Below are 9,576 nucleotides of genomic sequence, written 5' to 3' on the forward strand. Positions count from 1 at the left end.
CTTCTGACAGACCGGCAACGCCGATCCAGCAACCTCAGGAGTTTAAATGGCGAGCGATTTCCTCTTCACGTCCGAATCCGTGTCCGAAGGCCACCCCGACAAGGTGGCGGACCAGATCTCCGACGCCATCCTTGATGCCATCTTCGAGCAGGATCCGCGCAGCCGCGTGGCCGCCGAAACACTGACCAACACCGGCCTCGTGGTGCTGGCGGGCGAAATCACCACCAACGCCCACGTCGACTACATCCAGGTCGCGCGCGACACCATCAAGCGCATCGGCTACGACAACACCGACTACGGCATCGACTACAAGGGCTGCGCCGTCATGGTCTGCTACGACAAGCAGTCCAACGACATCGCCCAGGGTGTGGACCACGCCTCCGACGACCACCTCAACACCGGTGCCGGTGATCAGGGCCTGATGTTCGGCTACGCCTGTGACGAAACGCCCGAGTTGATGCCCGCGCCCATCTACTACGCGCACCGCCTTGTGGAGCGCCAGGCGCAGCTGCGCAAGGACGGCCGCCTGCCTTTCCTTCGTCCGGACGCGAAGAGCCAGGTGACCATGCGCTACGTGGATGGCAAGCCGCACAGCATCGACACCGTGGTGCTGTCCACGCAACACTCGCCCGACCAGAGCGAGTCGCCCACCAAGATGAAGGCCAGCTTCAACGAAGCCATCATCGAAGAGATCATCAAGCCGGTGCTGCCCAAGGAATGGCTGAAGGACACCAAGTACCTGATCAACCCGACCGGGCGCTTCGTGATCGGCGGCCCGCAAGGTGATTGCGGCCTCACCGGGCGGAAGATCATCGTCGACACCTACGGCGGCGCCTGCCCGCACGGCGGAGGCGCCTTCTCCGGCAAGGACCCCTCCAAGGTCGACCGCTCCGCTGCCTACGCCGCGCGCTACGTGGCCAAGAACATCGTGGCCGCCGGTCTGGCCAAGCAATGCCAGATCCAGGTCGCCTACGCGATCGGCGTGGCCCGTCCGATGAACATCACGGTCTACACCGAAGGCACCGGCGTGATCCCCGACGAGCAAATCGCCAAACTGGTGCAGGAGCATTTCGACCTGCGCCCGAAAGGCATCATTCAAATGCTCGACCTGCTGCGCCCGATCTACGGCAAGACCGCCGCCTACGGTCACTTCGGCCGCGAAGAGCCCGAATTCACCTGGGAAAAGACAGACAAGGCTGCCGCGCTGCGTGCAGCGGCCGGGCTCAAATAAGCCATAACACCTAAAAAAAAGCCCCACTGGCGCCAGTCAGCGGGGCTTTTTCGTGCGCTTTCGCACCGGTGGTCCGGGTGCGAAAGACAGGCCTGAATTTTTCCGTGACGCCGCCGATATGCCCAGACAAGAACCCCTTTGCCTGAGCCTTTCAGCCGGAGCTTTCATGGACCTCGACCTGCCCTTGACCGATGCGCAAGCCGCACACGGTGGCGCTGATCCCTTCGATCTCGCCCCTTGCGGACTGCTGGCACTTGACGCGCACCTGCAGTGCCTGCGTGCCAACCGCACCCTGTTGCAATGGCTCGGTCACGAGCATGCCCAGGCCGACGCCATGGCTCACCTGATAGAGCCGGCAGACCATGGCAGCGCAGAACAGCTGCGCACCCACCTTGACATGCTGCGCCAGACTGGCGAGCCCCAGACCCTGGTGCTCAGCCTGCGGCGGGCCAATGGCAGCGTCATGCACGCCACGCTGAACTCGGCAGCTGTTTTCGACAGTCAAGGCCACTTCCTCTACGCCAGTGGCACCGTCATGCCGGCCACCCCGACCAGCAAGGTCGACACCGACGCACCGACACCAACCGAAGCGCTGTTGCGCAACATCACCGATCGCATCCCCGCCCGACTGGCGTACTACGACAAGGACCTGATCTGCCGCTTCGCCAACGCCGCCCACGCCGGCCGCTACGGCAAAAGCCCGGATGACATGGTCGGCTCTCACTTGAGCGAAGTGGTGCGCCCAGAGGTGCTGCAGGACATCCTGAGCCGCGTGGCCGCCGCACTCAGCGGTCAGCCTCAACAGTTCGAGGCCGAGCGCGTCGATGCCGCCGGTGGCCGCCATTTCTACGAGATCCACTACCTGCCCGACCAGCAAGGCGATGAGGTCAAGGGCATCTTCATCGAGCTGCACGACATCAGTGAGCGTCGCCTGACCGAAGAAATGGTGCTCAACGCCAACCGCGACCTCGAAGAACGCGTGCGCGAGCGCAGCACCGAGCTGTTCGAGAGCGAGCAGCGCTACCGGCTCATGGTGGATGCCTTGCAGGACCACTGCATCTACTTCATCGACGAAGCCGGCCACATCACTGATTGGACCGAAAGCGCACAGCGCATGCACGGTCATGCCAAAAACGCCATGACCGGCCAGAAGTTCGGCACGCTCATGTGCACCGAGAACGCGGGCGAAGACGAGATCGACGCTGAACAGGTGCTGCGCCTGGCCAAGTCGCACGGCCAGTGGGAAACCCGCGGCTGGCGGCTGCGCGAGGACGGCTCTCGCTTCTGGGCGCTGACGGTGGTCACCGCGTTGCGCAGCGAGCAGGGCGAACTGCGTGGCCTCTCGTGCATCACGCGCGACATGACCGCCGCCAAGAACCTCGAGGACGTGATGAACGACCTCAACCGCGAACTGGAAAAACGCGTCGCCGAGCGCACGCGCCAGTTGGTGGCGGCCAACAAGGACCTTGACGTCTTCTCGCACATGGTCTCGCACGACCTGCGCGCCCCACTGCGCCACATTGCCAGCTTCACCTCCCTGCTGCACGAGCAGTTGGGCGAGCACGACGATCCGATGGTGCAACAGTGCATGCAGTCGATCAGCAAATCGAGCAAGCGCATGAGCCAGATGATCGAGGGCTTGCTGGAGTACGCCCGCCTGGGCCGCGTGGCGGTCGAGTCGCAACCCGTGCCGCTGGGGCCGCTGCTGAACGGCGTGATCGCCCACGTGCGCCAGGACAACGCCCAGCGCCAGATCGAATGGGTGGTCGACTCTGATCTGCCCGTGGTGCGTGGCGACGCCATGCTGCTGGCCCAGGCCTGGGGCAACCTGCTCGACAACGCCGTCAAGTACACGCGCAAGCACCCACATGCGCGCATCGAGGTGGGCTGCAAGGTCAACCCGGTCGGCGGCCACATGTTCTTCATCAGCGACAACGGCGTGGGCTTCGACCTGGAGAAGGCGCACAACCTGTTCGTAATGTTCCAGCGCCAGCACCACTCGATGGACTTCGAGGGCAACGGCACCGGTCTGGCGCTCACGCAGCGCATCATCGAACGCCACGGCGGGCGCATCTGGTGCGAGACCGCGCCGGGTCGCGGCTGTACCTTCTACTTCACACTGCCCTTCGAAGGGTCCGAAGCGGTGATGGACTTCACCCCGTCGGCCATGGCCGCCCTCTCCGCCTGAGTGAGCGCGCATGGCCCGGATAATCCCGGGTCATGCAAGCGAGCCAACCATCCCCATCGCTGTTTGACCTGAGCGGACAGGTGGCGCTGGTCACCGGCGCCGGGCGCGGTCTGGGTTTGGCGATCGCGCGGGCCCTGGCAGACCACGGCGCCGCTGTGTGGTTGGGGGGCCGCGACGCGACCCATCTGCAATCGGTCGCAAACGAAATCGGCCCTTCGGCGCGGGCCTTGCCCTTTGACATCAGCGACGAAGCCGCCGCCAGTGCCGCGGTGCAGCGGGTGCGTGCGGCCTGCGGCCGGCTCGACATCCTGGTCAACGCCGTGGGGCAGCGCCGCCGCGAACCCCTGGACAAGCTGCCACCAGCCGCCCTGCGTGAGCTGCTGGAAACCAACCTCGTGGCCGCCTGGCACCTTTGCCGCGAGGCCGGCGCCGTCATGCGCCAGCAGGGGCATGGCCGGCTGATCAACCTCACCTCCATCGCCGGGCCGATTGCGCGCGCCGGCGACGCGGCCTACACCACCAGCAAAGGCGCACTGGAGGCCATGACCCGGGCGCTGGCGGCCGAACTCGGCGCCCATGGCATTACGGCCAATGCCATCGCACCGGGCTATTTCGCCACCGAAACCAATGCCGCTATGGTCGATGACCCAGGCGTGGCCCACTGGCTCCAGCAGCGCACCTCGCTCGGTCGCTGGGGCCAGCCACAGGAGATCGCTGGCGCGGCGGTTTTTCTGGCCTCACCTGCCGCCAGCTATGTCACCGGCCAGGTGATCGTGGTCGACGGCGGCTACCTCGCGCACTTCTAAAACCGCGACCAAAGCGGGTTGCTGACGCGCAACAGCGTCCCTACCGGGCGACCCGATGTTGCAGCGCACGCGTGCGCGTTCGATCACTTGGGCATCCGATTGGGGCGAAACACCCCGCATTTCCGCTCTTCCCAAGCCATGGGGCGGCCGATTCTGCGCAGCACGGACAGGCCCACAACCCTTCAACAGGAGCCCCCATGCGTGTGAATCTTCCCGTGTCCCAACGCGAGTTCGTCATCGGTGACGGCGCGACCCTCATGTCGACCACCGACGCCGACAGCCGCATCACCTACGTGAACGAGGCCTTCGTGGCCGCCAGCGGTTTCACCCGCGAGGAGTTGATGGGTCAACCCCACAACCTCGTGCGCCATCCCGACATGCCCGTCGAGGCGTTTCGCGACATGTGGCAGACCTTGCGCAGCGGTCAGGCCTGGTCGGCCCTGGTCAAGAACCGGCGCAAGGACGGCGACCACTATTGGGTGCGCGCCAACGTGACACCGCTGCACCGTGACGGCCAGCTCACCGGCTACATGTCGGTTCGGACCCGGCCTGCGCCCGGCGAAACCGCGGTGGCCGAGCGTTGGTACGCACGCTTTCGCGAAGGCAAGGCCAGTGGCTTCGCCTTCCGCCAGGGCCTTCTGGTACGCACGGGATGGCTGGCCGTCTTGTCGCGGGCCCAGACCGCACGCACCGGCGTTCGCTGTGCGGTTCCCGTGGCGCTGGGCGCGCTGCCCGCCTGGGTGGTGGTGGCTCAGTCCGGGGCCAGTACCGCCACCTGGACGGGGCTTGCGATCGCCCAGGGCGCCGCGCTGGCCGCGGGTGCCTGGTGCCATCGCGCACAAATCGGTCGACCGCTCGAGGCGCTGCTGGCGCAGGCGCAAGCCCTGGCGCGCGGCCAGCTGGGCTGCCAGACCCTGCCCAACCGGCTCGACGCTGTCGGCCTGCTGCAGCGCTCGCTCAACCAGGCGGCACTGAACATGAAAGCACTGGTGGACGACGTGAGCATTCGCGCCACCCGCGTGGCCGAAGCCAGCCAGCAGATCGCCGCCGGCAACGGCGATTTGAACCAGCGCACCGATCAAGCAGCCGCCAGCCTGCAAGAGACCGCGGCCTCCATGGACGAGCTCTCACGCAGCATCCAGCACAACGCGGTGGCCGCCCGCGACGCCGCCGCGCGAGCGCGCGACGCTTCCACCGTGGCGCAAGCGGGAGGCGAGGCCGTGCGCGACGTGGTGGCCACGATGAGCCAGATTGCGCAATCGAGCCGGCGCATGAACGAGATCATCGCGGTCATCGACTCCATCGCCTTCCAGACCAACATCCTGGCGCTCAATGCCGCGGTGGAGGCCGCGCGCGCCGGCGAGCAGGGCCGCGGCTTCGCCGTGGTGGCGGGCGAGGTGCGCTCGCTTGCGCAGCGCAGTTCGTCGGCAGCCGGCGAGATTCGCTCGCTGATCCAGCAGGCCATCACAGCGGTCGACACGGGCGTGCGCATGGTCGATTCGGCAGGCCAGACCATCGAGCGCACCACCGAGCGCGTGGCGGGTGCCAACGCCCTGATCGACGACATGGGTGCTGCCGCAGCGACGCAGGCGGACAGCGTTGCCCAGGTGAGTCAGGCCGTGGGGTCGCTCGATCAGGTCACCACTCAGAACGCGGCACTGGTCGAACAGTTGGTGGCGGCGGCGCGCAACCTGCAGCACGAAGCGGCGGCCCTGGACGCAGCGGTCGGCGTGTTCGCCTGACGCCGGCTCAGGCGCACGTTCCGTCAGACGCTGTCGTCAGCATCCCATGCCAGCGATCGATCTTGGTGAAGTGCCCGCGCTCAATCAGGGCGCCGATGTGGCGCGCGACCGTTTCGCGCCGGGCACCCAGTACACGCCCCAGCTCCACGTGGCTCGGGATACGGAACGCCTTGTGACCTTCTTCGAGGGATATCAGGTGCAAGGCCTGACAAAGCTGGGTAGCGATGCCCTCCTCGCGCAGGATCCGCGACCAGTCGGCCAGGTTGTCGATATAGCGCGCCAGCGCCTTGTACAGGCATCGCCGGAAGTTGCGGTCGGTTGCGCCGAGGTCATCGATCACATCAATGGGCACCTCGCAGACGCGCGCCGGTGTGATCGCCACCACCGACAACGAGGCTGGCTGTCGGTACAGGCCACTCAACCCCACGATGCGGCCTTTGCCTTGCAGGCAGACAGCCCGACGCTCGCCTCGCGCCGTCAGGCGAGTCCCTTTGAACAAGCCCAGTTTGACGATGCGCACGGTGTCCGGGCGGGCACCCTGGGTCTCGATCTCCCGCCCCACAGGAATGACCCGCTCGACGATCTGCGGCTGCAACGCAGCAAACTGTTCCGCCGAAAGGCAAGACACGATGCAGCGCTGGCGCGTGGTGCACTGCTCGCACCGGTTGCTGCCGTGCGCAAGTTTCTGAGGAGCCCTGGGTGTCATGGTGATCGAAACAGATGGACATGTACGCGGGCGCGCGCCCTGATTCGGCCGAGGCTCGACCGCGCTCGAATTCATTGTTGGCGCAACTATCAGCCCCATAAGCCATGGCAGGACATCGCAATGAGCGTTCGGTCACTAACGTGCACGCCATTACTACCAGAGTTCGCAGGAGTGGCGCCATGATCAGGATCAGCAGTTCGCCAAATGCCTACCGCCGTGGCGCCATGAACCGCATCGCCTATGCCGCAGAAGCTACAGGATCAGGAGCAATCGGAGACATCGACATGAACGGCCAGGCCTTGCCCAAGGCACTGACGCTGGTTCCGGCATCAGACGACGCCACCACACCGGAAGCCGACATCGAAGCCTCCCCGCCCAGCGAAGCCGGATTGGATGATCTCGGCGATTGGCTGCAGGTGTTGCGGCGCATCGTCGAGCACAGCGACAACATGGTGGTCATCACCGACCGCGATCAACGCATTCGCTGGGTCAACAGCACCTACGGCGCGGTGACTGGCTGGAGCCTGAAGGAGGTTCAAGGCCGCCGAGCCAGCGAGTTTCTGCACGGCCCACTCACGAGCACGCGCGTCACCGCCAGACTCAAATCCGATCTTTCGGCAGGCAGGGCCATTTCCGGCATTGAGCTGATCAACTACCGCAAGGACGGCCAGGCCTACACGGTGTTGCTCAACATCGAGCCCATCCGGGACGCGGCCGGTGAGGTGGCGGCCTACTTTTCGATCCAGACAGACATCAGCGAGCGCAAGGTCCTGGAGCAGGCGAACCTGCGCCTCCAACACCATCTGGAAGTGGCGCAGCAACTGGCACAGCTTGGGCGCATCGAGTACGACCACCAGCTGGGACGCTCACGTTGGTCCAGCGAGGTGTTTCGTATTGCCGATCGTCCCATCAGCAACGAGCCCCTGGACTTTGATACGCTGGTGGCTTTGTGCCCGCAAGGCACCAGGGTGAGCGTGCGGCAAAAGCTGGACGAATCCCTGCGCACAGGCGAGGAGTTCGACGAAGAGTTGCCCCTGATCTCCGCGCAGGGCAACCTGCGCTGGGTACGTTGCCGCGGCATTCCAGAGTTCAACGGGCAGGGTTACCGCATGCCCAGCACCTGGATGGTGCAAGACGTCTCCGTCTACTACGAGCTGATCGACGAACGCCGTCGCACCAACGACAAGCTCAATCACATGGTCCAGGAGCGCACCGAGCAGCTGGAAGAGGCCAACCGCGCCCTCACCGACTTTTCGCACGCGCTGTCGCACGACCTCAAAAAGCCGATTCGGCACATGGTGAGCTATGCCGAGATCCTGCAACTCCACCTGGACGCCGGGGAGCTCGAGCAGGCACGCGCTTACTGCGATCGCGTGCGCACCGCTGGCGCCCGGCTGCACAACCTTGTGGAGGCGATGCTCAAGTTCTCGCGCCTGGGCCGACAGGCCATCGCCCACGCACCGGTGGCACTGGCGCCCCTGATATCGGGGGTGGTCGAAGACGCCCGCGCCTCTTGGCCACAGCGGGACATCCGTGTCACTGGGCTGGGGGAACTGCCCACCGTGGACGGAGACGCGGTGCTGCTGCAAGAGGTCTGGGCCAACCTGGTTGACAACGCCATCAAATACAGCAGCCAGTGCGATACCGTCGACATCGGCTTCGGCCATGCACATGACGCCGAAGGGACCGAAGTATGGATACAGGACCACGGCAAGGGTTTCGATCCGAGCCAACTGGAACTGATGTGGCAAATGTTCGGCCGGGCCTGTGACGACCCCGCCATCACCGGTGACGGCATTGGCCTGGCCCTGGTCAAACAGATCGTCGACAGCCACGGCGGGCGCCTGTCGGCACAGTCCGCCCCGGGGCAAGGGGCCCGATTCGGCGTGTGGCTGCCTCGCGCCAGCTGAATAACCCAGGCAAAACGCCCGTTCGGCGGCAGATTTTGGGGGCCATTCTTGAAATGGTCATCGGGCGCCCTTATGATTAGCACTCGCTGGCGCTGAGTGCTAACACCAGCGCCGTGGCCCTGGCATCTCTGCCGGGCAATCCCCGTTTCCCATCCATTCGACATCAGGAGATGCAATGAAACTTCGTCCCCTCGCCGACCGCGTGATCGTCAAGCGCGTCGAGAGCGAAACCAAGACCGCCTCGGGCATCGTCATCCCCGACAACGCCGCCGAGAAGCCCGACCAGGGCGAGGTCGTGGCAGTGGGCCCGGGCCGCACCAACGACAAAGGCGAAACCAAAGCGCTGACCGTCAAGGTCGGTGATCGCGTGCTGTTCGGCAAGTACAGCGGCCAGACCGTCAAGGTCGACGGCGATGAGCTGCTTGTCATGAAAGAAGACGACCTGTTTGCCGTCGTCGAGAAGTGATGACAAATGACTCGCTTCGCCTCATGACAAATGACTGCCTGTCATCTGTCATCAACGGCGAAGCCGAAGTCATCCGTCATCCGTCATTCGCACTGAACTGATTTTTGGAGATTTAGACATGGCAGCTAAAGACGTGGTTTTCGGCGGTGACGCCCGTGCCCGCATGGTCGAGGGTGTGAACATCCTGGCCAACGCAGTGAAAGTGACCCTGGGCCCCAAAGGCCGCAACGTGGTGCTCGAGCGCTCGTTCGGCGCCCCCACCGTCACCAAGGACGGTGTGTCGGTCGCCAAAGAGATCGAACTGAAGGACAAGCTCCAGAACATGGGCGCCCAGATGGTCAAGGAAGTCGCTTCCAAGACCAGCGACAACGCCGGTGACGGCACCACCACCGCCACCGTGCTGGCCCAGGCCATCGTGCGCGAAGGCATGAAGTACGTGGCCGCCGGCATGAACCCGATGGACCTCAAGCGCGGCATCGACAAGGCCGTCGCCGCTCTGGTCGAGCAGCTCAAGAAATCGAGCAAGG

At 65.0% G+C, this 9,576-nt stretch carries 8 protein-coding genes; 7 read left to right on the forward strand and 1 reads right to left on the reverse strand.

Going from position 1 to position 9,576, the window contains the following annotated elements:
* Window positions 1–46 precede the first annotated feature (46 nt).
* The 4 genes from metK (at window position 47) to KF871_RS17940 (ending at window position 5,967) form a co-directional block, all read left to right on the forward strand.
* Complete coding sequence (metK, locus tag KF871_RS17925; protein ID WP_291145753.1) at window positions 47–1,231, forward strand: methionine adenosyltransferase; 1,185 nt, start codon at window positions 47–49, stop codon at window positions 1,229–1,231.
* A gap of 166 nt (window positions 1,232–1,397) precedes the next feature.
* A complete protein-coding gene (locus tag KF871_RS17930; RefSeq protein WP_291145757.1) occupies window positions 1,398–3,419 on the forward strand; it encodes a PAS domain S-box protein in 2,022 nt (673 codons plus the stop codon).
* Window positions 3,420–3,451: 32 nt separating this feature from the next.
* Window positions 3,452–4,225, forward strand: coding sequence for an SDR family oxidoreductase (locus tag KF871_RS17935; RefSeq protein ID WP_291145760.1), 774 nt, complete (start codon window positions 3,452–3,454; stop codon window positions 4,223–4,225).
* 257 nt (window positions 4,226–4,482) lie between these two features.
* Complete coding sequence (locus KF871_RS17940) at window positions 4,483–5,967, forward strand: methyl-accepting chemotaxis protein (RefSeq protein ID WP_367172067.1); 1,485 nt, start codon at window positions 4,483–4,485, stop codon at window positions 5,965–5,967.
* Window positions 5,968–5,974: 7 nt separating this feature from the next.
* On the opposite strand, the gene KF871_RS17945 is transcribed toward KF871_RS17940, so the two are convergent.
* Entirely contained in the window at window positions 5,975–6,562 is a 588-nt protein-coding gene (locus KF871_RS17945) for a Crp/Fnr family transcriptional regulator (RefSeq protein ID WP_291145763.1), read from the reverse strand.
* A 290-nt stretch (window positions 6,563–6,852) separates the two neighbouring features.
* Between KF871_RS17945 and KF871_RS17950 the strand changes: the two genes are divergently transcribed.
* The 3 genes from KF871_RS17950 to KF871_RS17960 all read left to right on the forward strand — a co-directional run.
* Window positions 6,853–8,583, forward strand: a complete 1,731-nt coding sequence (locus KF871_RS17950; protein ID WP_291145766.1) for a PAS domain S-box protein — start codon at window positions 6,853–6,855, stop codon at window positions 8,581–8,583.
* Window positions 8,584–8,758: 175 nt separating this feature from the next.
* Window positions 8,759–9,049 (forward strand): co-chaperone GroES, encoded by a 291-nt coding sequence (gene groES / locus KF871_RS17955; protein ID WP_251709101.1) that lies wholly within the window; start codon window positions 8,759–8,761, stop codon window positions 9,047–9,049.
* 118 nt (window positions 9,050–9,167) lie between these two features.
* A partial coding sequence (locus KF871_RS17960; RefSeq protein ID WP_291145772.1) for a TCP-1/cpn60 chaperonin family protein occupies window positions 9,168–9,576 on the forward strand: 409 nt, incomplete at its 3' end.

Origin of the sequence: Hydrogenophaga sp., from assembly GCF_019635465.1 — a bacterium.
In the GTDB taxonomy this organism is placed as follows: Bacteria; Pseudomonadota; Gammaproteobacteria; order Burkholderiales; family Burkholderiaceae_C; genus Hydrogenophaga.

Excerpts from the sequence above, each read along its gene's own strand:
- metK (WP_291145753.1), top strand. The coding sequence starts at position 47 with ATGGCGAGCGATTTCCTCTTCACGTCCGAATCCGTGTCCGAAGGCCAC.
- KF871_RS17930 (WP_291145757.1), top strand. The coding sequence starts at position 1,398 with ATGGACCTCGACCTGCCCTTGACCGATGCGCAAGCCGCACACGGTGGC.
- KF871_RS17935 (WP_291145760.1), top strand. The coding sequence starts at position 3,452 with ATGCAAGCGAGCCAACCATCCCCATCGCTGTTTGACCTGAGCGGACAG.
- KF871_RS17940 (WP_367172067.1), top strand. The coding sequence starts at position 4,483 with ATGTCGACCACCGACGCCGACAGCCGCATCACCTACGTGAACGAGGCC.
- KF871_RS17950 (WP_291145766.1), top strand. The coding sequence starts at position 6,853 with ATGATCAGGATCAGCAGTTCGCCAAATGCCTACCGCCGTGGCGCCATG.
- groES (WP_251709101.1), top strand. The coding sequence starts at position 8,759 with ATGAAACTTCGTCCCCTCGCCGACCGCGTGATCGTCAAGCGCGTCGAG.